The sequence below is a fragment of the Pseudomonas fluorescens group sp. genome (assembly GCF_020093335.1).
GTDB lineage: Bacteria > Pseudomonadota > Gammaproteobacteria > Pseudomonadales > Pseudomonadaceae > Aquipseudomonas > Aquipseudomonas petroselini.
Genome location: NZ_JAIOKW010000017.1, coordinates 19,817 through 41,721, shown reverse-complemented (window position 1 = coordinate 41,721; position 21,905 = coordinate 19,817). Strand labels below are relative to the sequence as shown.

Genomic DNA, 21,905 nt, shown 5'->3' with positions numbered 1-21,905 from the left:
AATCGTCGCACCGGCCCTCCCACATGGGGTTTTATGCATGGCTGGAAATCACCCCGCTGAATACTTCTTCAACAACCGCCAAACACAGGACTAGGGTAGGTGCCTGGTTGCATAACAATAAGAACGCAGGATGCAGCAATGACCGCCATGACACGCTGCCTGGACCGTCCTGGATTCATGCCTCGGCTGTCCGCCCACCATCTGCTGCGCCCACGCCTGGCCGAGCCTTTGCTGGCGGCGCAGGTCAGGGTCAAATTGCTGTGCGCCCCGGGTGGCAGCGGTAAGAGTGCGTTGCTGGCCGAGTGTGCATTGCAGGCGCCGGTGGGGTGCCAGGTGTACTGGCTACCGTTCAACGGTGTTGCCTTAAGCCCGGTCGACGTTTGCCGACGCCTGGCGCAGAACCTCGGCCTGTCATTCACCGATGAAGCGACGCTGCTGCTGGACCTCACTCAGTGGCAGACGCCGGCGTGGGTGTTTCTCGATGACTTCTGTCGCTTGCCCACCCCCGACACCGACGCGTTGCTCGACCGCTTGCTCACCGTCAGCAGCCCGGCGTTGACGTGGTGGCTGGGGGCGCGGCGCCGGCCGATGTGCAATTGGCCACGGTTGCTGCTCGACGATGAGTTGCTGGAGTGCGGTGCCGATCTGGCGTTCAGCCCTGAGGAAATTCAGCAACTGCTCAATCCGGCGCTGGGGCTTTCTGTCGACAGCGTGCTGCAGTTCAGCGGCGGTTGGTGTGCCGGTGTGCGTATCGCTTTGCTCGGGGAAGGGCACCCGGAAAAGACCTTGCTCGACTACTTGCAGCACGAACTGTTCAGTACCTTGCCGCCGGAACTGGCCGAAGCCTGGCGCGTGCTCGCCCATCTGCCGCGCTTCAACACCGGATTGTGCGAGCACCTGTTCGGCTTTGGCGACGGTGACCACTACCTGCGCGACCTACAGGCCCTCGGTGCATTTATCCAGCCTTGGGAAGACACCGACTGGTTGCAGGTTTTTCCACCGCTCGCCCAATTGCTGCGCGATGAGCCCTGGCCGGCCAAACGTTCCTGGCACCGTCGCGCCTGCCAGTGGTTCACCACCGAGCAGGACTGGCAGGCTGCGTTTGAACAAGCGCTGCTGGCCGAAGAATATGAAGTGGCGGTGAGCCTGTTACAGCATTTCAGTTTCGAGGACTTGTTCCGTCAGCAGAACGCGGTGTTGCTGTTGCGCCTGCATGAACAGCACGGCGACGAATTGATGCTCGGCTCGGCGCAACTGGTGGGGCTGGTGACGGCGGCGCTGCTGTTCGCCGGGCGCTTCGACCAGGCCGCGCAATGCATCGACCAGTTGGCGCGCTTCGCTCCGCAACCGACGGCGGCACTGCAGCGGCATTTACTCGCGCGCTGGCAAGCGCAGTGGGGCTGGCTGTTGCACTTGGGCGGTGACGCCGAGCGTTCCCGCGAGCATTTCCTTGAAGCGTTGCAAGCCTTGCCCGACAGCGCCTGGACCTCGCGGTTGATGTGCCTGTCGGGCCTGACCCAGCAAGCCTTGCTGCGCGGCGAGCTGGACGTTGCCCAGGCCCTGAACCGTGAAGCGCTGTGCCTGGCGCGCGCCCAGGGTTCATTGTTGCTCGAGGCCCTGCTCGAACTGGATCACGCACAGTTGCTGGAACAGCGCGGTGCACCCTATCGGGCACAGAGTTTGTTGGAAAACGTGCAGGCGATGTTGCTCAAACAGCGGCTCAAGGCCGGGCCATTGGTGGGACGTATTGCCCTGCGGCGCGGGCACTTGGCATTGCGCCAGGGGCAAGACAGCCTGGCGGACGCCTGCTTCCAGGCAGGCTTGAAAATGTGCCTGCACAGCCAGGATAAGCGCGTCCTTTATGGTTTTCTCGGCCTGGCCCTGCTGGCCGCCAACCGTGGCGACTACGCCCAGGCCTTTGTGCAGCTGCGCGACGCGGAACGGCTGATGCAGCAACGCCAGGTGCCCGAGACGGTGTACCGTGCGGTGCTGCTGTTGGTCAGCGGGCATTTCTGGCTGCAGCAAGGTCGCGCCGAACTGACGGCAGAAGCGGTGCGCCGTGTGCTCCGCCACTTCCGTGGGCCCCTGGCCAAACAGGCGCCGCCGGCCACCCTGGAATTGATTCCGCGCCTGGAATATTTGCTGGTGCTGGCAGAGGTCAAACTGGGCTGCGCCGAACAACCGGTGGCGCGGCTCAGTGCCTTGCTGGAAACCACCCACCAGCGCGGCATGCTCTGCCTGGAAACCGAGCTGCACCTGGTATTGGGTGAAGTGGCCTGGCAATTGGGCGACGCTGCCCTGGCGCGTCGCTCGCTGCAAACCGGCTTGGAACTGGCCGGTCGTTGTCAGGTGCAGCAGGCGATTCGTGAACTGCGTTTGCGTTCGCCGGGGTTGTTGAGTGAGCTGGGGATGGAGCCGCAGGCGTCAACGCCGGGCGCGGTGGACAACCCCCTGAGCCAGCGCGAATTGGAAGTGCTGCAGTTGATCGCCCTTGGTAACTCCAACCTGGAAATCGCCGATCGGCTGTTTATCTCCCTGCACACCGTCAAAACCCATGCGCGGCGCATCCACAGCAAGTTGGGTGTGGAGCGACGTACACAAGCGGTGGCCAAGGCCAAGGCCCTGGGGTTGATGACCTAAGCGCCGAGCGCCTGGCGGTATTCGCCGGGCGTGGCGCCCATGGCTTGGCGAAAACGATGGGTGAAGTGGCTGGCGCTGGAGAAACCGCACAGCAACGCGATCTCGCCCAGGGGCAAGGCGCCGCTGCGCAGTAGCGCCTGGGCGCGGGTCAGCCGCCGTGCCAGCAGGTATTGATGGGGCGGCAGGCCGAAGCTTTGGCGGAACATCCGCGCGAAATGGTACTCGGACAACGCGCACATCCCGGCCAGTTGGCCCATGCTGATCGGGTCTTCCAGGTGCTGGTCGATGTACTCCACCAATCGCCGCCGTTGATGCGCCGCCAGCCCGCCTTTCAAACGCAGCCCCTCGCGCGCGCCTACCTGGCTGAGCAAGGTATGGCTGAGCATTTCATGGGCCAGGCTGCTGGTCAGCAGGCGCTCGGCGGGTTCGTGCCAGTTGAGGGCGATCAACTGGTGAAAGCGTCGGGCCTGGCTGGCGTCCTCCAGAAAGGTGCTTTCCCGCAGTTGCAACGCGCGGGGTTCGCGGTCGAGCAGGGTGATGCAACCGAGGGCAAATTGCTCCGGGCTGAAATACACATGGGCCAGGCGAATCTCGCCATTGATCACCCACGCTGACTGATGCTCGGCGGGCAAGATGCACAGCTTGTCCGGCCCACCCTTGGTGCCGGGCTGGTCGCGCCGGAACGTGCCGGTGCCGCCGCCGATGTAGCACGACAGGGTGTGATGGCTGGGCGCCTGGTAATCCTGCGAGTCGTGGTGGTTGCTCCACAAGGCTGCAGACAATCCGTCACCGAGCTCGGCGCAGGCTTCGAGCCGTGCGTTGGGCGAGCGGTTAAGCGCTTGAAAGACTTGCAGGGATTCCAGATCTGGCATGGTGAATACTCTCCGACGCCTTGCATCCTACTCCGCGATGCTGGCGCTGTGCGCCCGCTGCCCGACAAAAGCGCAAGATTGTGCAACACCCTTCCACAGGGGCAGGGTGACACTGGGGCTCAACCACCGGAGCCCGTCATGAACCTTTCCCTCTACTTACTCACCGTGCTGATCTGGGGCACCACCTGGATTGCCCTCAAATGGCAGCTGGGCGTGGTGGCGATTCCTGTGTCCATCGTGTATCGCTTCGGCCTGGCGGCGCTGGTGCTGTTTGCGCTGTTGCTGCTGAGCCGCAAGTTGCAGGTGATGAACCGCCGCGGGCACCTGATCTGCGTCGCTCAGGGCTTGTGCCTGTTCTGCGTTAACTTCATGTGCTTCCTGACCGCCAGCCAATGGATCCCCAGCGGCCTGGTGGCGGTGGTGTTTTCCACGGCCACGTTGTGGAATGCACTCAATGCCCGGGTGTTTTTCGGCCAGCGGGTCGCGCGTAATGTGTTGATGGGCGGCGGCCTGGGGTTGGCCGGGTTGGGCTTGTTGTTCTGGCCGGAAGTGGTGGGGCATACCGCTAGCCCGCAGACCCTGCTTGGCCTGGGCTTGGCATTGTTGGGGACGATGTGTTTTTCGGCCGGCAATATGCTCTCGAGTCTGCAGCAGAAGGCTGGGCTCCGGCCGTTGACCACCAATGCCTGGGGCATGGCGTATGGCGCGGCGATGTTGGCAACGTATTGCGCGGTGCGCGGGATCCCGTTCGAGATGGACTGGAGTGCGCGTTATGTCGGGGCGTTGTGGTACCTGGTGATTCCAGGGTCGGTGATCGGGTTCACGGCGTACCTGACGCTGGTGGGGCGCATGGGGCCGGAGCGTGCTGCGTATTGCACGGTGCTGTTCCCGGTGGTGGCGTTGAATGTGTCGGCGTTTGCCGAGGGGTATCAGTGGACCGCGCCGGCGTTGGCGGGGTTGGTGCTGGTGATGGTGGGGAATGTGTTGGTGTTTCGTAAGCCTAAGGTTACGAGCCCGGTTTTCGAGGCGAAGGCTGTCTAGTGTGGGAGGGGGCTTGCCCCCGATGGCGGTATGTCAGCCGCCTTATCTTTGATTGGTTCACCGCTATCGCAGGCAAGCCCACATTTAGAGGAGGGGATCCTTTTATTTCATCCCCAGGCGCTTGGCCATGCGGCCGAGGTTGGCGCGGTCCAAGCCCAGTTCGCGAGCGGCGCTGGCCCAGTTGTGCTGGTGGCGTTCCAGGCAGGCGCTGATGACTTGGCGTTGGTAATGCTCGGTGGCCTGGCGTAGGTCGCCGGTGACAGCGAGGCCGGTGTCGACCGGCGCTTCGACCACCGGCGCGCTGACATCGGGCAGGTCGAGGTCCTGTGCACTCAGGCTGAGAATCTTCGGACGCTCGCGACAGTTGCCGAGGGCTTTCAGCGCGCTGCGTCCGATCAAATGTTCCAGCTCTCGTACGTTGCCTGGCCAGTTATAGGCCAACAGTGCCGCCTGGGCATCGCTGGTCAGGCGCAGGCTGCCCAGGCCCATGCGTGAGCGGTTCTGTTCAAGGAAGAAACCGGCCAGCAGCAACACATCGCGCCCGCGCTCGCGCAGCGCCGGCACTTGCAGCGGGTACACACTGAGGCGGTGGTAGAAGTCGGCGCGGTAGCGGCCGTTGCGTACTTCGTCAGCGAGGTCGCGGTTGGTGGCGGCGATCAAGCGCACATCCACCTGATGCTCCTTGTCCGACCCCAGGCGCTGCAACTGGCCGCTTTGCAGCACCCGCAGCAGCTTGGCCTGTACCGTCAATGACAGCTCGCCCACTTCATCCAGGAACAGCGTGCCGCCATTGGCCAACTCGAACTTGCCCCGGCGTTCGTTCAGCGCACCGGTAAAGGCGCCGCGTACATGGCCGAACAGCTCGCTTTCCACCAGGGTTTCCGGCAGGGCGGCGCAGTTGAGGCTGATCAGCGGTTTGTCCGCGCGATGTGAGGCGGCGTGAATGGCCTGGGCCACCAGTTCCTTGCCCACGCCGGTTTCGCCAGTGATCAGCACGGTGAGGTCGCTGCCGCCCACCCACTTGATTTCCTCCACCAGGCGTTTGTGGGTTTTGCTCTGCCCGATCATTTCCTTGTGCTGCTGGCCGCTGGCCTGGCGGTAGATCTCGGCACGCTGGTGTTCGTCTTCGGCACGCAGGGCCAGGCGCTCGATGCGCTCGGCGACGTTGACGGTGGCGGCGGCGAGGCTGGCGAAGGCTTGCAGGGCATCCAGCTCAACGCGTTCGAAACGTTCTGTGTCGAGCGCGTCCAGGGTCAGCAAGCCCCAGGGATGGTCGTCGACAAACAGTGGGCAGCCCATGCAGTCGTGCACTTCCAGGTGGCCGTGCAGGCCATCGACCAGACCGTCGTAGGGGTCGGGCAATTCGCTGTCGCTGTCGAAGCGCGTGGGGCCGGGGCTGCTCAGCAATACGGCGAAGCGCGGATGCTCACTGACCTTGAAGCGCCGGCCCAGGGTATCGGCGCTCAAACCGTCGACGGCGAGCGGCACCAGCGAGTCGCCGTCCAGGCGCAACAGCGCGGCGGCGTCGCAGGGCAGCAGGGCGCGCATGGCTTGCAGCAGGCGGCGGTAACGCTCGCCTTCGGGCAGTTCGCGGGACAGGTCGGCGACCAAGGGGAGCAGGGTGGTGAGCAGTGATTTCGCAGTCATAATGACTCCTTGTAGTCATTATGACTATATATTGTAGGAAGTCATATTGACTACCAGTCATTTAACTCACTGAAAAATATTGGTTTATAAGTTGGCACGAATACTGAGTGCGTCAGGGTAATCAGTGAAGAAGCCCAGGAGGCTCACATGCTTAGTGCCCAAGACCGTGCCATCGTCAAATCCACCGTGCCCTTGCTGGAAAGCGGTGGCGAAGCGCTGATCACCCATTTCTACCGCATGATGCTCTCTGAGTACCCGGAGGTTCGCCCGCTGTTTAACCAGGCGCACCAGGCGAGCGGCGACCAACCTCGCGCCCTGGCCAACGGCGTGTTGATGTACGCGCGGCATATCGACCAGTTGGACCAGCTTGGCGATTTGGTGGCCAAGATCATCAACAAGCACGTGGCGCTGCAGATCCTGCCGGAGCACTACCCGATCGTCGGCGCCTGCCTGCTGCGCGCCATTTCCGAAGTGCTCGGCAGCGAGATCGCGACCCCCGAGGTGATGAATGCCTGGGGTGCAGCCTACGGCCAATTGGCGGATATCCTGATTGGCGCCGAGGCGGCGATCTATGAGGAGAAAGCCCAGGCCCCCGGCGGCTGGCGCGGTGCGCGGCCGTTCACGCTGGTCAAGCGCGTGGAGGAGAGTGCTGAAATCACCTCCTTCTATTTCGCCCCGGTGGATAACGGCCCGGTCCTCGCCGCCGCGCCTGGCCAGTACACCGGCATGAAGCTGGTGCTGGAGGGTGAAGAAGTGCGCCGCAACTATTCGCTGTCGGCCCTGACGGATGCGGGCCAGTACCGCGTCAGCGTCAAGCGCGAAGCGGGTGGGCGGGTGTCCAACTACCTGCACGACCAACTGCACGTCGGGGCGACCATCGACCTGTTCCCGCCGTCGGGCGAGTTCACCCTGGCGGCCAGCGACAAACCGTTGGTGCTGATCAGCGGCGGGGTAGGCATCACGCCGACCTTGCCGATGCTCGAAGCCGCCTTGGCCACTGAGCGCCCGGTGCACTTTATCCACTGCGCACGTAATGGCGCCGTGCATGCGTTCCGCGACTGGGTGGATGCCCTGGCGGCCCAGCACCCGCAACTCAAGCGTTACTACTGCTACGCCGAAGACGACGGCGTGAGCCCCGCAGCGGACAACGTCGGCCTGCTGAGCCAGGAACAACTGGCCGCCTGGTTGCCCGAGCAGCGCGACATCGATGCCTACTTCCTCGGCCCTAAAGGCTTCATGGCCGCGATCAAGCGCCACCTCAAAGCCTTGGGTGTCCCCGAAAAACAAAGCCGCTATGAATTCTTCGGCCCAGCGGCGGCCCTGGAATAGGTACACATAACCTGTGGCGAGGGAGCTTGCTCCCGTTGGACCGGGCTGGCGCTCCAGTGCGCAGCGCTCCCATCTTTTTAGGGCCGCTTCGCAGCCCAACGGGAGCAAGCTCCCTCGCCACAGGTCCGCCACAACATTTCTCCAGATTAATCCCCCGTTAACCCCCTCTGTTTAAACCACTCCCTGTGTGTAAACTTGCGGCCATACGCCACAACCATAATCAGGCAAAGGGAAACGGAGATGAGTGACGAATTGCGTTTAGGCAGGGAGCGGCGCTTTCTGGTGTTGCTGGGCATCATCTGCCTGGCGCTGATCGGCGGTGCGCTCTACATGCAGGTCGTACTGGGCGAGGCCCCATGCCCGCTGTGCATCCTGCAACGCTACGCCTTGCTGTTGATCGCGATCTTCGCGTTCATCGGCGCAGCCATGCGCACCAAAGGCGCCCTCACGCTGTTTGAAGGCCTGGTGATACTCAGCGCCCTCGGCGGGGTGGCCGCCGCCGGCCATCATGTGTACACCCAGTTCTTCCCTCAGGTGAGCTGCGGCATCGATGTGCTGCAACCGATTGTCGATGACTTGCCCCTGGCCAAGGTGTTTCCCCTGGGCTTCCAGGTCGACGGCTTCTGCAGTACCCCTTATCCACCCGTACTCGGCCTGTCGCTGGCGCAGTGGGCATTGGTTGCCTTCGTGCTGACGGTGATCCTGGTACCGCTGGGTATCTACCGGAATCGCCAGCACACAGCCTGAGCTCATCACCCAAACGCCCCGGTCTTTCTTAGTGGAAGGCCGGGGCGTTTTTGCTTGTGGGAATTTGTGAACAGAACGTGACGCCGGACAATTTCAGGTGCGCGCAGCGTGCGACATGTTGTCACACGGAAGCGTCCGCAGGACGTTTCTGACCGGCCAAACGGCTGCTTAAATTTGCATCAAGCGGCCAAGATGTGCTGTCAGTTTGTGGTTGCGCCAATGCCACGCACCTCACGCCGAACCAGCGATTCGGTGATGTCCGAATGCCTTGTTTTATGGGGGGTTGCATCGGTTTGGCATGCCCTTACGCGCTGTAAGGGCTGTGGCGGATTGCCCTATAACACGGCAATTTTTGTGGTTTTTGTTGAGAATTGAACGCGATAAGATCGCGAACCGTTGCAATAATGGTGAAGGATTATTGCTGTAATCGATAAAAATTATTTCTTTATAAGACATGGTTTATACATCGCTAGCTAACTACAATCGCCCGCACTGAATGTCCTGTGCTGTTCAATATTTGAGCACTGGAGCGGTCGAGGGGCAGATGGATGGCTCTGTGCGACCCCAAGGTTCCGGCAGCCTTTCAACTATCCGCACCAAATGGAATTGGTCTGTAACAAGGCCTTTAACCACGAAATCGAATAAGAACTCACCGCAGGTCCGTGAAACGTACAGTTATGGCGTGACGGGCAGGCTCTTATTCAATCGAAGAGAAATGCCAACCCTTGGCAGGGTGAAGTGTTGGCGATCAAAACCCAACTGCATTGCGCAAGCTGCTTTAGAGGTCGTGAGATGAGTAAAAACAGGTACCCCCGATTACTAGGCTTTTTGCCGCTGCTGGGCATGATGTTAATGCTGGGAGGCTGCAAGTGGACCTTGATGGACCCAAAAGGACAGATCGGTCTGGATCAACGAAACCTGATCATCACCGCCACCCTGCTGATGCTGTTGGTCGTGGTGCCTGTGATCATCATGACCTTCGCCTTCGCCTGGAAATACCGCGCGTCGAACACCAACGCGACCTACGCGCCGAAGTGGTCGCACTCCACCAAGATCGAAATCGCGGTGTGGCTGGTTCCGATCCTCATCATCATCGCCTTGGGTTACATCACCTATAAGTCGACCCACGAGCTGGACCCGTACCGTCCGCTGGAGTCCGACGTCAAGCCGATCAACATCGAAGTGGTCGCGCTGGACTGGAAGTGGCTGTTCATCTACCCGGACCTGGGTATCGCCACCGTTAACCAGATCCGCTTCCCGGAAAACACCCCGCTTAATTTCCGGATCACCTCCGACGCCGTGATGAACTCGTTCTTCATCCCTGCCCTGGGCGGTCAGATCTACGCGATGGCAGGCATGCAGACCCGACTGCACCTGATCGCCAACGAAAAAGCTGAAATGGAAGGCATCTCCGCGAACTACAGCGGCGCTGGCTTCACCGGCATGAAATTCAAAGCCATCTCGACGAGCCAGGAAGATTTCAACGCCTGGGTAGCCGAAGTCAAGGCCGCACCTAAACAGCTTGATCAAGCTGAATACGACGCCCTGACCAAACCAAGCCAGAACAACCCAGTCGCCCTGTACTCCACGTATGAGCCGAACCTGTTTCAGAAAATCGTCGACAAGTACGAAGGCATGAAACCAGGCAAGCCGGTCAAGCACGAGAAGAAAGAAGTGGCCGCGGTTGAAGGTTCTGACACGGGCTCGCATTCAACTGCTGGGGCAGAGGAGTAAACGATGTTTGGTAAATTAAGTTGGGATGCGGTCCCGTTCCACGAGCCGATTGTGATGATTACCATCGCCATGATCGCGCTGGGTGGTCTGGCACTGTTTGCAGCAATCACTTATTTCAAGAAGTGGACCTACCTGTGGACCGAGTGGTTGACGTCGGTCGACCACAAGAAAATCGGTGTCATGTACGTCATCGTGGCCATGGTCATGCTGCTGCGTGGTTTTGCCGACGCCATCATGATGCGTACCCAGTTGGCCATGGCCACCGAGGGTTCGCCTGGCTACCTGCCACCTGAACACTATGACCAGATCTTCACCGCCCACGGTGTGATCATGATCATCTTCATGGCGATGCCATTCTTCACCGGCCTGATGAACCTTGCCTTGCCGCTGCAGATTGGCGCCCGTGACGTTGCCTACCCGTTCCTGAACTCCCTGAGCTTCTGGCTGCTGGTTTCCGGCGTTGTGCTGATCAACGTATCCCTGGGTGTCGGCGAATTCGCCAAGACCGGTTGGGTTGCGTATCCGCCATTGTCGGGCCTGCAATACAGCCCTGGCGTGGGTGTGGACTACTACATCTGGGCGCTACAGTTATCAGGACTCGGGACGACACTGACGGGGGTCAACTTCCTGGCCACCGTCCTGAAAATGCGCGCCCCTGGCATGAAACTGATGGACATGCCGATCTTCACCTGGACCTGCACCTGGGCCAACGTCCTGATCGTGGCTTCGTTCCCGATCCTGGCCGCTACCATGGCGCTGCTGTCGCTTGACCGTTACCTGGATTTCCACATTTTCACCAACGAACTTGGTGGCAATCCAATGATGTACGTGAACCTGTTCTGGGCATGGGGTCACCCTGAGGTGTACATCCTGATCCTGCCAGCGTTCGGTATCTTCTCCGAAGTGATCTCGACCTTTACCGGCAAGCGCCTGTTCGGTCACCACTCGATGGTTTACGCATCGGGCGCAATCTCCGTACTGGGCTTCATGGTGTGGCTGCACCACTTCTTCACCATGGGTTCGGGGGCCAGCGTCAACGCCTTCTTCGGCCTGGCGACGATGCTGATTTCCATCCCGACGGGGGTGAAGCTATTCAACTGGCTGTTCACCATCTACCACGGCCGTCTGCGCATGACCAGCCAGGTCCTGTGGACCCTGGGCTTCATGGTGACCTTCGCCATCGGCGGCATGACCGGCGTACTGCTGGCCATCCCGGGTGCTGACTTCGTCCTGCACAACAGCCTGTTCGTGATCGCTCACTTCCACAACGTGATCATCGGTGGTGCTGTATTCGGTTACATCGCTGGTTTCAGCTTCTACTTCCCGAAAGCGTTCGGCTTCAAGCTGCACGAAGGCTGGGGCAAGGCTGCATTCTGGTTCTGGATCTCGGGCTTCTTCGTCGCGTTCATGCCGCTCTATGCACTGGGCTTCATGGGCATGACCCGTCGTCTGAACGCCACCACCAACCCTGAGTGGGTGCCGTATCTGTACGTCGCCATGTTCGGTGCAATCATGATCGCTGTGGGTATCGCCTGCCAGTTGATCCAGCTGTACGTGAGCATCCGTGACCGTAAGCAGAACGCTTGCGACTCCGGCGACCCATGGAATGGCCACACCCTGGAATGGTCGACCTCGTCGCCACCACCGTTCTACAACTTCGCCGTGATCCCGACTGCGAACACCATTGATGCGTTCACCGAAGCCAAGGAAGACGGTACTGCGTACCAGCGTCCTAAGCACTACGAACCGATCCACATGCCAAACAACACCGCCACTGGCGTGGTGATGGGTGCGCTGTTGACCGTGTTCGGTTTCGCGATGATCTGGCACATCTGGTGGCTGGCAATCGTGGGCCTGGTGGGCACCATCGGTTACTTCATCGTCCACGCTGCACGTGATGATCAAGGCTACATGGTGCCGGTCGAAACGATCGAACGCATCGAAGCCGAGCAACACGCTCGCCTGGTCGCCGAGAAGAAAATCCCGGCCAACCGTGTAGAAACCTCGTTGGAACAGGCTTAAACCATGTCGAACTTAGTGACCAATGCTGGACACGCCCATGTCGATGACCATGGGCACGATGACCATCACCACGACTCGGGGCCGATGACCGTTTTCGGTTTCTGGCTCTACCTGATGACCGACTGCATCTTGTTTGCGTCGATCTTCGCGGTGTACGCGGTACTGGTAAACAACGTAGCGGGTGGCCCGTCGGGCCACGACATCTTCGAACTGCCTTACGTGCTCGGCGAAACTGCCTTGCTGTTGTTCAGTTCGATCACCTACGGCTTCGCCATGTTGGCCTTCTACAAGGGCAACAAAAAAGGCGTACTGAGCTGGTTGGCACTGACCTTCCTGTTCGGCCTGGGCTTCATCGGCATGGAGATCAACGAGTTCCACCTGCTGATCTCCGAAGGCTACGGCCCGCACCGTTCCGGTTTCCTGTCGGCGTTCTTCACGCTGGTCGGCACCCACGGTCTGCACGTAACGGCCGGCCTGCTGTGGATGGCGGTGATGATGTATCAGGTCAATAAACACGGCCTGACCAACACCAACAAGACTCGCCTGAGCTGCCTGAGCCTGTTCTGGCACTTCCTGGACGTGGTCTGGATCTGCGTCTTCACCGTTGTTTACCTGATGGGGACTCTGTAATGGCTAATGCACACTCCCATGACCATGACAGCCATGATGCGAGCCACGGCAGCGTTAAGTCTTACGCTATCGGCTTCATCCTGTCGGTAATCCTGACGCTCATCCCGTTCGGTCTGGTGATGTACCCGACCCTGCCGAAGTCGATCACCTTGATGATCGTCTTGGCGTTCGCGGTGATTCAGGTGCTGGTTCACCTGGTGTACTTCCTGCACTTGGACCGCTCTAAAGAGCAGCGCGATAACGTGATTGCGTTCGTCTTCGCAGGCTTAGTAATCCTGCTGCTGGTTGGCCTGTCGATATGGATCATGTTCAGCATCCATACGTTCATGATGGCGAAGTGAGGTAAGACCCGATGTCGCTTAAGCACTTTATCCAAATCACCAAACCGGGGATCATTTTCGGTAACGTGCTTTCTGTGGCGGGCGGTTTCTTCCTGGCCTCCCAGGGACATGTCGATCTGGCCATCTTCCTGGCTGCGATGATCGGTACGTCCCTGGTGGTAGCTTCCGGTTGTGTATTCAACAACTGCATCGACCGCGACATCGACATCAAGATGGAGCGCACCAAGAATCGCGTGCTGGTCCAGGGCCTGATCTCCCTGAAGCTGGCACTGATCTTCGCGACCGTCCTGGGTGTCGCCGGCGTGGTGTTGTTGTACAAGGTGGCCAATCCGTTGGCGGCGTTGTTTGCCGTGATCGGCTTTGTCATCTACGTCGGCCTCTACAGCCTGTACCTCAAGCGCAAGTCGGTTCACGGCACGCTGGTGGGCAGTCTGTCGGGGGCGATGCCGCCGGTGATTGGTTATGTGGCTGTGACCAATAGCTTCGACATGGCTGCGCTGGTGCTGCTGGTGATGTTCAGCCTGTGGCAGATGCCGCATTCCTACGCCATCGCGATCTTCCGTTTCAACGACTACCTGGCTGCGTCGATTCCGGTATTGCCGGTCAAGCGTGGCATCCAGGTCGCCAAGAAACACATCCTGCTGTACATCCTGGCCTTCCTCGTGGCGACCTTGATGTTGACCTTCAGTGGCTACGCCGGCATGAGCTACCTCGCCGTCGCGGCGGCCATGGGCATGTACTGGTTGTACATGGCCTGGACCGGCTACAAGGCGGTGGACGACACCGTCTGGGCCCGCAAGCTGTTCGTGTTCTCGATCTTCACCATCACCGCGCTCAGCGTGATGATGTCCCTGGATTTCCAAGTGCCGAAAGAGCTGTTGCTGACCTACGCTCACTGAGTGGCCTCGCAGTGAAAAAGCCCCGCCTTCGAGAGAAGCGCGGGGCTTTTTCTTGGGCGCGGGTTTAAATCTGCGGAGGTTTATCTCGTCATACCCCTCTGTACGAGTTGTGCGAATCCATCACCCGTCTATAAGGACGTCTTTACAAGGAGTAGCCCTATGGTCACCGTCAGTCGCCGGTCCCTTCTCGCCCTGGGCGCAGCCCTGCCACTGCTGGGGCGCCTGGATTGGGCCGTTGCCAGCCCACCGCCGACCAAGACTGATAAGGTGCTGCTCAACTACAACGAAAGCCCCTACGGGCCCTCACGCGCCGCCCGTGACGCAATGCAGCAAGGGATCGCCACGTCCGGGCGTTATCCCTACAAACACATGTACGCCCTGGCCGGGTTGTTTGCCCAGCAGCAAGGCATTGCCGAGGAGCAAGTGGCCGTTTTCGCAGGCTCGATGGCCGCGTTGCGTTATGCCGTGCTGGCATTCACCAGCGAAACCCGCGGCCTGGTAATGCCCACGCCGTCTTACGAAGTGCCGCGTCAGGCCGCCGAGTCGAGCAGGGCGCCGGTGAAGGAGGTCAGCCTGAACGCCGACCACGCCCACGACATCCCGGCCATGCTCGCCGCCGATCCACAGGCCGGGATGCTCTACCTGTGCAACCCCAACAACCCCACGGGCACCGTGACCCCCATCGACGCCATCCGCCAAGCCTTGGCGGATAAACCCAAAGGCAGCGTGCTGGTGGTGGACGAGGCCTATATCGACTTCGCCGACGTGCCCAGCGTCGTCAGTTGGGTCAAGGACCACGACGACCTGCTGGTGCTGCGCACCTTTTCGAAAATCTATGGCATGGCCGGCGCCCGCCTGGGCTTGGCGATCGGCCACCCGGCGCTGTTGGAGCGGCTGGCCGTGTTTGGCGGCGACAACGTCCCGGCGGGCTGTACCCTGCTTGGCGGCCTCGCCAGCCTTGAAGATGTGAAACTGCTGCCGCAACGCAAGGCGCTCAATAACCAACTGCGCGACGAGACGGTCGCCTGGCTGAAAGGGCGTGGGTTCACCTGCACGGCCTCCCAGGCGAACTGTTTCATGATCGACGTGAAACAACCGGCGGCGCAGGTGATCGAGAAACTGGCCGCGCAAGGCGTGCTGATCGGACGGGTGTGGAAAGACTGGCCGCAGTGGGTGCGGGTGACAGTAGGGAACAAGCTGGAGATGGAGCGGTTTCGCGAAGTGTTTGCGGCGCAGATCGAACCGATCAACTGACACAATTCAAGCTGTGGGAGGGGGCTCCCACAGTTACTCCATGGTGTCAGTTACTGCTGCGCGATGCTGTACCCCTCAAACGCCATCTGCTGCTGCAACGCCGTGATCACGCTCTTGCGGTTCAACGGCTGCTCGGTGCCGGCGTTATCCACAAAGCTCTCCACCTCCAGCTCCGCTTCATCGCCTTCACCCACAAAGCTGAAGCCCAAAAACTCGAACGCCTCACGGTCAACGTTCAGCTTCGAGCGCGGCGTGCGCAGCGGCAGGGTGACGCTGATGCCATCCTTGCTGATCACAAACACCTCGGCTTCTTTCTTGGGCCGTGACGCCTTGCTCTTGCCGGCGCTCGGGTTGCTGATGGCCTGGTGGCTCTGGTTCAGCACCTTCAACGCCAAACCGTAGACCAACTCCTGAAACTCGGGGTCGTCCTTGAAGCTGGACAGGATGCGACTGATGGAAAACTGGCTGCTCAGGTTTTCCAGGGCGGCGTTGTCTGCGGCTTCTGCATCCTTGAGTTGCTTGAGCTGGCCCATCAGGTCATAGGCCTTGTCGTCGTCGAAGGCGTCATGGGCCTGGCGGATCGCCACGCGCAGCTCGCGGATCTGGTCGCTTTCCTTGGAGGTGTGAAAAGCGTCCAGCACCATCTCGCTGATGATCTTGGCGGCCGGCACATGCTGTGAAAGATTGATGGCGTTTTCGTACTCGGCTTTGGACTGCAAGGCGACTACGGATTCTTCGGGGGCGGATTTTTCGGTGTAAGAATCGGACATTGAAATTTCACTACTTCAGTAAACGAGGACAAAAAAGCGTCGCGCATTTTCAGCGCGCAGGGGGATCAGGTCAAGGCAGCACAATGCCCTTGTCCCGACGCAATGCCGTCAGCGTCCGTTGCAACCGGATTGCCCGTCCGCAAAACAGGCCCACGGTAAAGCCCGATACGCCGCCCAGCGTCATCAGCATCGACGGCGTGCTGAGCAGCAACGGATGTACCGCCTGTTGGTAGCCGAAGTAATACTTCACCGCAAAGAACAACTGTGAGATCAGCAGGGTCTTCCAGGTGCCTGGCAACACCAGGGTTTCGCCATTGGCATCCAGCCGGGCGCCTTGCGCATTGAACAGCAGCATGCCCACCAGGCTGCCCAGAGCCGCGCCGCCGCCCCAGGCGCCGCTCGACAAGATTGAAGGCGCCAGCGACATCAGCGACCACACCACCAGCACCACCGGCAAGATCACCAGCGAGCGACGATTCTCGCGGCCGCCCAGGCAGGCCTTGATGCCGTAGTAGCAGACCCACAGGTAAATGGCGTAAACCCAAACGGGCGTGCCTTGGAGGATATCAAGCATCGAATGCTTCCTTGCGCTGCATTGGGCAATTTCAGATCGGTCTGAGCAGGTTGTTAGTAGTGATAGCGGCACATCAGAATCTGTACCTCATTGTCTTCTATTCCATATACGAGACGATGCTCTGCTGTAATCCGCCGCGACCAGAAACCACTCAGGTTGTGCTTGAGGGGTTCAGGTTTTCCAACCCCATCAAACGGATCTCTCTGGATGGCCTTGATCAGCAAATTGATACGCTTGAGCCCGGCCTTATCGTTTTGTTGAAACCAGAGGTAGTCGTCCCAGCCCTCAGGGGTAAAGGGTATGTTCATTCTTCAATCAACCGCCTTGGCTTGGCTTTGCCAGCTTGCAGGCTGTTGACTGAGTTGATGAGGCGTTCGGCATTTTTAGGCGAGCGCAGCAGATAGGCCGTTTCTTCAAGCGCATTGAACTCTGACAACGAAATCATCACCACCGGCTCACCTTTTTGCCGTGTTACCAGCAGTGGTACGTGGTCTTCGTTAACCCGATCCATCGTTTCGGAAAGATGGGCGCGGGCATTGGTGTAGTTGATGGTTTCCATGATGGCGTCCTCGATCGATGGTTGAAACGTACAGAAATACGTACATGTCTTCAAGGAGCATCTTATCAATGGTCAAGTGCAAGTTTTTGCCATCGATTCGTCCTGACCCCTATCAACGGCCCTTTTCGCTGAACCCGTTGAAACATACTGGTCTGATGAACCTATAAAAGCGACTACTGACCTGCCCCCAACCAGGCTGCGGTGGACGTGGCGGCGTATTTCGGGGCAAGCGAGCCCGGACGTCCCCGGCAAGGTCAAGGACAGGCCAACCCGTGGATGCGCGTTACGAGTCCAACTGCTTGAAGCAGGCCTCGAGGATATCCAGGCCTTCCTCCAGCACCGCCGACTCGATGGTCAGCGGGGCCAGCAAACGGATGATGTGCCGCGCCTTGCCGCTGGGCATCAGCAGCAACCCGGCGTCCCGCGCCAGGCTCAATAATTGAGCCAGCTGTTTTGGCGCTGGGGTGCCATCGGCGTTGGCCAGCTCGATACCGCGCATGGCGCCGACGCCGGTGAGCCGGCCGAGGTAGGGCGTCAGGCCCTGTGCGCGCCAGGTTTCATAACGGCGGACGATGGCCTCTTCCTGTTGTGAACCCCAGGTTTTCAAGTGCTCATCGGTCATTGCATCCAGCGTGGCCAAGGCCGCCGCACAGGCGATGGGGTTGCCGGAATACGTTCCGCCCAGGCCGCCTTTGGGCAGGTTGTCCATCAGCGCCTTGCGTCCGACGACTGCGCCCAGCGGCACACCGCCCGCGATGCTTTTACCCAACAGGATCAAGTCCGGTTCGATACCCAGGCGCGAGAACGCGAAACGCAGGCCGGTACGACCAAAACCCGACTGGATTTCATCGGCAATCAGCAGGATGTCGTGCGCATCGCAAAAGCGCCGCAGGGCCTGGGCGAACGCGATGTCCAGCGCAAGGAAACCCCCTTCGCCCTGCACCGGCTCGATGATGAAGCACGCTACGTCGTTGACGTCGATTTCCACGCTGAACAAACGGTCCATGGCCTTCAGCGCTTCGGCGCAGGTCACGCCGTTGTCGGCGCTGGGGTAGGGCAGGTGATACACCGGGCCCGGCAGTACACCGACCTTTTGTTTGTAGGGCGCCACCTTGCCGTTGAGGTTGAGCGTGGCCAGGGTGCGGCCATGGAAGGCGCCGTCAAAGGCGATCACCGCCGTACGGCCGGTGGCGCCGCGCACAATCTTCAGCGCGTTTTCCGCCGCTTCCGCGCCGCTGTTGGTGAGCATGCCGCTGACCGCATAGTCCACCGGGATGAACGCCGTCAGGCGATCCATCAGCTCGAGGTAGGGCGTGTGAGGCGCGGCGTTGAACGCGTAATGGGTCAGCCGGGTCGCCTGTTCACGAATTGCCTCGACCACGCCAGGGTGACAATGGCCGAGGTTGAGCACGCCGATACCGCCGACAAAATCGATATAGCGTTTGCCCGAAGTGTCCCAGACCTCGGCGTTTTTACCGTGGCTGAGGCTGATGGGGTGAACGATGGAAATCGACTGGCTGATGGTTTCGCGGCTCATGAATCGGGGACTCGGCAGTGACGGGTTTGTTTTTATCTAAGCCGGGTGCCCGCCCTTGTCGCAAACGAAATAAAATCGCCGGGTCATTATTAAAAGTCGGGATGTGCTTGGGTATATTCCACCATCCAGTTCAGGAAAGCGTTCACCTTGGGAATCTCACCGGCATGTTCGGCATGCGCGATAAAGTGCGCGCCGCTGCTGGGCATCGCGTAATCCCACGGAATCATCAGGCTGCCCTGGGCCAGTTCTTCGGCCACCAGGTACTGCGGCACCAACGCCACGCCATAGCCCGATTGCGCCGCGCGAATGCACATGTAGAACGTGTCAAAACGCGGCCCGTGGTAGCTGTTCTGCGAATGCAGGCCCTGTTCCAGGAACCATTCGTGCCAAGCCTCCGGGCGCGAGGTGCATTGCAGCAAGGTGTGGCGCGACGAAGCATCGCTGCCCTCGGGGACAAAACCCGGTGCACACACCGGCACCACCGCCTCACGGAACAGCTCGATGCAAGTCGCCCCCGGCCATGAGCCCTGGCCGAAGAAAAACGCGATATCGGCCTTGGCCTGCAACACGTCAAAAGGCTCCAGCTCGTTGCGCACATCCAAGTGAATGTTCGGATGTTTCGCCGCAAAATCCTTGAGCTTGGGCACCAGCCAACGGTCGCCGAAGGTCGGTTGGGTGGCGATGCGCAGCACTTCGGTTTCGCCGCCGTAGGTGAGGATATAGCGGCTGGAGATGTCCACCTGGGTCAGGATCTTGTGCACTTCGGCGAGGTACAGCGACCCCGCCGGCGACAGGTACAAGCGCTGGCGCACCCGTTCGAACAAGTTGTGGCAGAGCATCTCTTCCAACTGCGCCACCTGCTTGCTCACGGCACTCTGGGTCAGGTGCAGTTCTTCGGCGGCGCGGGTGAAGCTTAAATGGCGGGCGGCGGCTTCGAAGCACTGCAGGGCCGTCATCGAAGGGGTCAAGCGTTTTGAAATCATGCAGTTCATTCCAAATCGGAAGGAGCCTTTGCCTAAAGGTCGTTTGTGGCAGTGGTATAAGCCGTTGATACTGCCCGGCAGCACTATAAACCGGCGCGGGCTGTGGGGCGCCGAATAATAAGGAATGACAGGGAGAGCCTTGCATGAACCCATTCAAAACGACGTTGGCCGCGATCGGCGCCACCGCCGCCCTTGGCCTGGCGAGCACCGCTCAGGCAGGCGTGACCTTGGACGCCATCCAGAAAAAAGGCTTCATCCAATGCGGCGTCAGTGACGGGCTGCCGGGCTTCGGCGTACCGGACAGCAATGGCAAGATGACTGGCATCGATGTGGACGTGTGCCACGCGGTGGCGGCGGCGGTCTTCGGCGATGCATCGAAAGTGAAGTTTACCCAGTTGACCGCCAAGGAGCGCTTCACCGCGCTGCAGTCCGGTGAGATCGACATGATCTCACGCAACACCACGTGGACCAGCTCCCGTGACTCGGGCATGGGCCTGGTGTTTACCGGTGTGACTTACTACGACGGCATCGGCTTTCTGGTGAACAACAAGTTGGGCGTCACCGGTGCCAAGCAATTGGACGGCGCGACCGTGTGCATCCAGGCGGGTACCACCACCGAACTCAATGTCTCCGATTACTTCCGTACCAATGGCATGAAGTACACGCCGATCACCTTCGACACGGCCGACGAAAGCGCCAAGGGCCTGGAGGCCGGGCGGTGTGACGTGCTGACCACCGACCAGTCGGGCCTGTACGCCCAGCGCATCAAGATGGCCCATCCGGACGAGTTCGTGGTGCTGCCGGAAGTGATCTCCAAGGAGCCGTTGGGGCCGCTGGTGCGTAAAGGCGATGACGAGTGGTTCAGCATCGTCAAGTGGACCCTGTTCGCCATGCTCAATGCCGAGGAAATGGGCATCACCTCGCAGAACGTCGAAGAGCAGGCCAAGACCACCAAGAACCCTGACATTGCACGCTTGCTGGGTGCCGACGGCGAATACGGTAAAGACCTGAAACTGCGCAAGGACTGGGTGGTGCAGATCGTCAAGCAAGTGGGCAACTATGGCGAAGTGTTCGAGCGCAATATCGGCCAGGGCAGCGTGCTGAAGATCAAGCGCGGGCTCAATGCGCTGTGGAACAACGGCGGCATCCAGTACGCGCCGCCGGTTCGATAGCCTTGCGGGGTGTTACACCGACACCCCGTCCTTTCCCGCAGCCTTTGCGCGATACAGCGCCTGGTCGGCGCGCATCATCAGGGCGGCGGGGGCTTCATGCGCTTTTCGCTGGGCCACGCCCAGGCTCAGGGTGATCTTGAAGTCACCACTCGGGAGGTTCTTCAACGTTTGCCGAATGCGCTCTGCCAATGCCGTTGCAACCTCCAGCGAGGTCTTTGGCAGGACCAGCACAAACTCATCGCCACCCCAGCGGGCCAGCAGGTCATCGGGGCGAATAGCGTGTTCCAGGCACTCCACCACCCGTACCAGCGTCTGGTCGCCCACGCCATGACCGTAACGGTCATTGATCGGCTTGAAATCATCGATATCCATAGCAATCAGTGAAAGTGGCAGGCGAAAGCGCTTGGCACGGTCACATTCTTCCAGCAGCACTTTTTCCAGGCGATAGCGATTGGCGACCAGGGTCAGTGCATCCCGCTCGGCCATTGAGCGGTTCTCGTCCAACTGAAGTTGCAACTGCTGATTGACCCGCGACAGCTCGTGCGTGCGTTCTGCCACCAGCGCTTCGAGGGATTGATTGCGTCGTTCCAACTGTTCGACGGAACATTTTCTGAGATGAATATCGCGGTGGGCGCCCACCATGCGCGCCACGGAGCCGTCAGCATTACGGGCAATCACGTAGCCCCGGTCTTCGATCCACAGGTAGCTGCCATCTTTTTTGCGGCAACGGTACTCGGCTTGATAGTGGGGCGCCCGACGGTGAATGTAGTCGTCAAACAGCTTCATCACCTGAGGATAGTCCTCCGGGTGAATCACGTTTTCCCAGGTGAACACGCTGTTCTCCAGCGCATGGCGGGGATAGCCGAGCATTTCGTACCACCCTGGGTTGCGGTAGACGAACCCGGTATTGGCGTTCCAATCCCAGATTCCATCGCTGACCAACTCCAGAACGGTGTGCAGCATGTCGGCGTTGAAGTGAGAGAAATCTTGCCTCAACGGAGTGTTGTCGGAGGTATCGTCCATCTGCGCATTCCTTGCGTGGGCAGCCGTCAAGGCCTGCCATTGTTGACGCCGATACTCCGTGGCTGGCGCTACTGTACAACGGGGCTTGGATGCTTTGAATAGGGCAGATGTAAGGCTAAAGGTTGATGGCT

The 21,905-nt window shown here is 60.2% G+C and carries 20 protein-coding genes; 11 read left to right on the top strand and 9 right to left on the bottom strand.

Annotated elements, in window-relative coordinates; translation table 11 throughout:
• Positions 1-138: 138 nt before the first annotated feature.
• Positions 139-2,640 (top strand): LuxR C-terminal-related transcriptional regulator, encoded by a 2,502-nt coding sequence (locus K7431_RS18410; RefSeq protein WP_043205878.1) that lies wholly within the window; start codon positions 139-141, stop codon positions 2,638-2,640.
• Here the strand turns inward: K7431_RS18410 and K7431_RS18405 are convergent.
• On the bottom strand, positions 2,637-3,512 hold the full coding sequence (locus K7431_RS18405) for a helix-turn-helix domain-containing protein (RefSeq protein ID WP_015885819.1): 876 nt from the start codon (positions 3,510-3,512) through the stop codon (positions 2,637-2,639). The two genes, K7431_RS18410 and K7431_RS18405, sit on opposite strands and share 4 nt — an antisense overlap.
• Before the next feature lie 138 nt (positions 3,513-3,650).
• Between K7431_RS18405 and K7431_RS18400 the strand changes: the two genes are divergently transcribed.
• Positions 3,651-4,553 carry a DMT family transporter gene (locus K7431_RS18400; protein WP_043205876.1) on the top strand — a complete coding sequence of 301 codons (903 nt, stop codon included), beginning with the start codon at positions 3,651-3,653 and terminating at the stop codon, positions 4,551-4,553.
• 102 nt (positions 4,554-4,655) lie between these two features.
• Here K7431_RS18400 and norR read toward each other — a convergent pair whose 3' ends face one another.
• Positions 4,656-6,200: a nitric oxide reductase transcriptional regulator NorR gene (gene norR, locus K7431_RS18395; RefSeq protein ID WP_015885817.1), complete on the bottom strand. Its 1,545-nt coding sequence runs from the start codon at positions 6,198-6,200 to the stop codon at positions 4,656-4,658.
• Positions 6,201-6,347: 147 nt separating this feature from the next.
• Between norR and hmpA the strand changes: the two genes are divergently transcribed.
• The 8 genes from hmpA (at position 6,348) to ptaA (ending at position 15,156) form a co-directional block, all read left to right on the top strand.
• A complete protein-coding gene (gene hmpA / locus K7431_RS18390) occupies positions 6,348-7,529 on the top strand; it encodes an NO-inducible flavohemoprotein (RefSeq protein ID WP_015885816.1) in 1,182 nt (393 codons plus the stop codon).
• 240 nt (positions 7,530-7,769) lie between these two features.
• Positions 7,770-8,276, top strand: a complete 507-nt coding sequence (locus tag K7431_RS18385) for a disulfide bond formation protein B (protein ID WP_015885815.1) — start codon at positions 7,770-7,772, stop codon at positions 8,274-8,276.
• Positions 8,277-9,068: 792 nt separating this feature from the next.
• A complete protein-coding gene (gene cyoA / locus K7431_RS18380) occupies positions 9,069-10,010 on the top strand; it encodes a ubiquinol oxidase subunit II (protein ID WP_043205874.1) in 942 nt (313 codons plus the stop codon).
• A 3-nt stretch (positions 10,011-10,013) separates the two neighbouring features.
• Positions 10,014-12,032 carry a cytochrome o ubiquinol oxidase subunit I gene (cyoB, locus tag K7431_RS18375; protein ID WP_015885813.1) on the top strand — a complete coding sequence of 673 codons (2,019 nt, stop codon included), beginning with the start codon at positions 10,014-10,016 and terminating at the stop codon, positions 12,030-12,032.
• 3 nt (positions 12,033-12,035) lie between these two features.
• Positions 12,036-12,662, top strand: a complete 627-nt coding sequence (locus K7431_RS18370; protein ID WP_010206435.1) for a cytochrome o ubiquinol oxidase subunit III — start codon at positions 12,036-12,038, stop codon at positions 12,660-12,662.
• Positions 12,662-13,003 (top strand): cytochrome o ubiquinol oxidase subunit IV, encoded by a 342-nt coding sequence (cyoD, locus tag K7431_RS18365; RefSeq protein WP_010206434.1) that lies wholly within the window; start codon positions 12,662-12,664, stop codon positions 13,001-13,003. Before K7431_RS18370 ends, cyoD begins: the two co-directional genes overlap by 1 nt.
• A gap of 11 nt (positions 13,004-13,014) precedes the next feature.
• Complete coding sequence (gene cyoE / locus K7431_RS18360) at positions 13,015-13,902, top strand: heme o synthase (RefSeq protein ID WP_015885812.1); 888 nt, start codon at positions 13,015-13,017, stop codon at positions 13,900-13,902.
• A 159-nt stretch (positions 13,903-14,061) separates the two neighbouring features.
• Positions 14,062-15,156: a pyoverdine biosynthesis transaminase PtaA gene (gene ptaA, locus K7431_RS18355; protein ID WP_015885811.1), complete on the top strand. Its 1,095-nt coding sequence runs from the start codon at positions 14,062-14,064 to the stop codon at positions 15,154-15,156.
• Between the two features lie 50 nt (positions 15,157-15,206).
• Here the strand turns inward: ptaA and K7431_RS18350 are convergent, their stop codons facing one another.
• The 6 genes from K7431_RS18350 to K7431_RS18325 all read right to left on the bottom strand — a co-directional run bounded on the left by K7431_RS18350 (position 15,207) and on the right by K7431_RS18325 (position 19,579).
• Complete coding sequence (locus tag K7431_RS18350; RefSeq protein WP_015885810.1) at positions 15,207-15,926, bottom strand: hypothetical protein; 720 nt, start codon at positions 15,924-15,926, stop codon at positions 15,207-15,209.
• Between the two features lie 70 nt (positions 15,927-15,996).
• Entirely contained in the window at positions 15,997-16,500 is a 504-nt protein-coding gene (locus K7431_RS18345; RefSeq protein ID WP_015885809.1) for a DUF6622 family protein, read from the bottom strand.
• Positions 16,501-16,553: 53 nt separating this feature from the next.
• Positions 16,554-16,808, bottom strand: coding sequence for a Txe/YoeB family addiction module toxin (locus K7431_RS18340; RefSeq protein ID WP_015885808.1), 255 nt, complete (start codon positions 16,806-16,808; stop codon positions 16,554-16,556).
• Positions 16,805-17,059 carry a type II toxin-antitoxin system Phd/YefM family antitoxin gene (locus K7431_RS18335; protein WP_043205868.1) on the bottom strand — a complete coding sequence of 85 codons (255 nt, stop codon included), beginning with the start codon at positions 17,057-17,059 and terminating at the stop codon, positions 16,805-16,807. Before K7431_RS18335 ends, K7431_RS18340 begins: the two co-directional genes overlap by 4 nt.
• A 283-nt stretch (positions 17,060-17,342) precedes the next feature.
• Entirely contained in the window at positions 17,343-18,596 is a 1,254-nt protein-coding gene (locus tag K7431_RS18330; RefSeq protein WP_015885806.1) for a 2-aminoadipate transaminase, read from the bottom strand.
• 89 nt (positions 18,597-18,685) lie between these two features.
• The gene (locus K7431_RS18325) at positions 18,686-19,579 is read right to left on the bottom strand and encodes a LysR substrate-binding domain-containing protein (protein WP_043205867.1); all 894 of its coding nucleotides are present in this window, start codon (positions 19,577-19,579) and stop codon (positions 18,686-18,688) included.
• Between the two features lie 143 nt (positions 19,580-19,722).
• Here K7431_RS18325 and K7431_RS18320 point away from each other — a divergent pair, with 143 nt between their 5' ends.
• Positions 19,723-20,751: an amino acid ABC transporter substrate-binding protein gene (locus K7431_RS18320; RefSeq protein ID WP_015885804.1), complete on the top strand. Its 1,029-nt coding sequence runs from the start codon at positions 19,723-19,725 to the stop codon at positions 20,749-20,751.
• A gap of 12 nt (positions 20,752-20,763) precedes the next feature.
• Here K7431_RS18320 and K7431_RS18315 read toward each other — a convergent pair whose 3' ends face one another.
• Positions 20,764-21,774: a sensor domain-containing diguanylate cyclase gene (locus tag K7431_RS18315; protein WP_043205866.1), complete on the bottom strand. Its 1,011-nt coding sequence runs from the start codon at positions 21,772-21,774 to the stop codon at positions 20,764-20,766.
• Between the last annotated feature and the right edge of the window lie 131 nt (positions 21,775-21,905).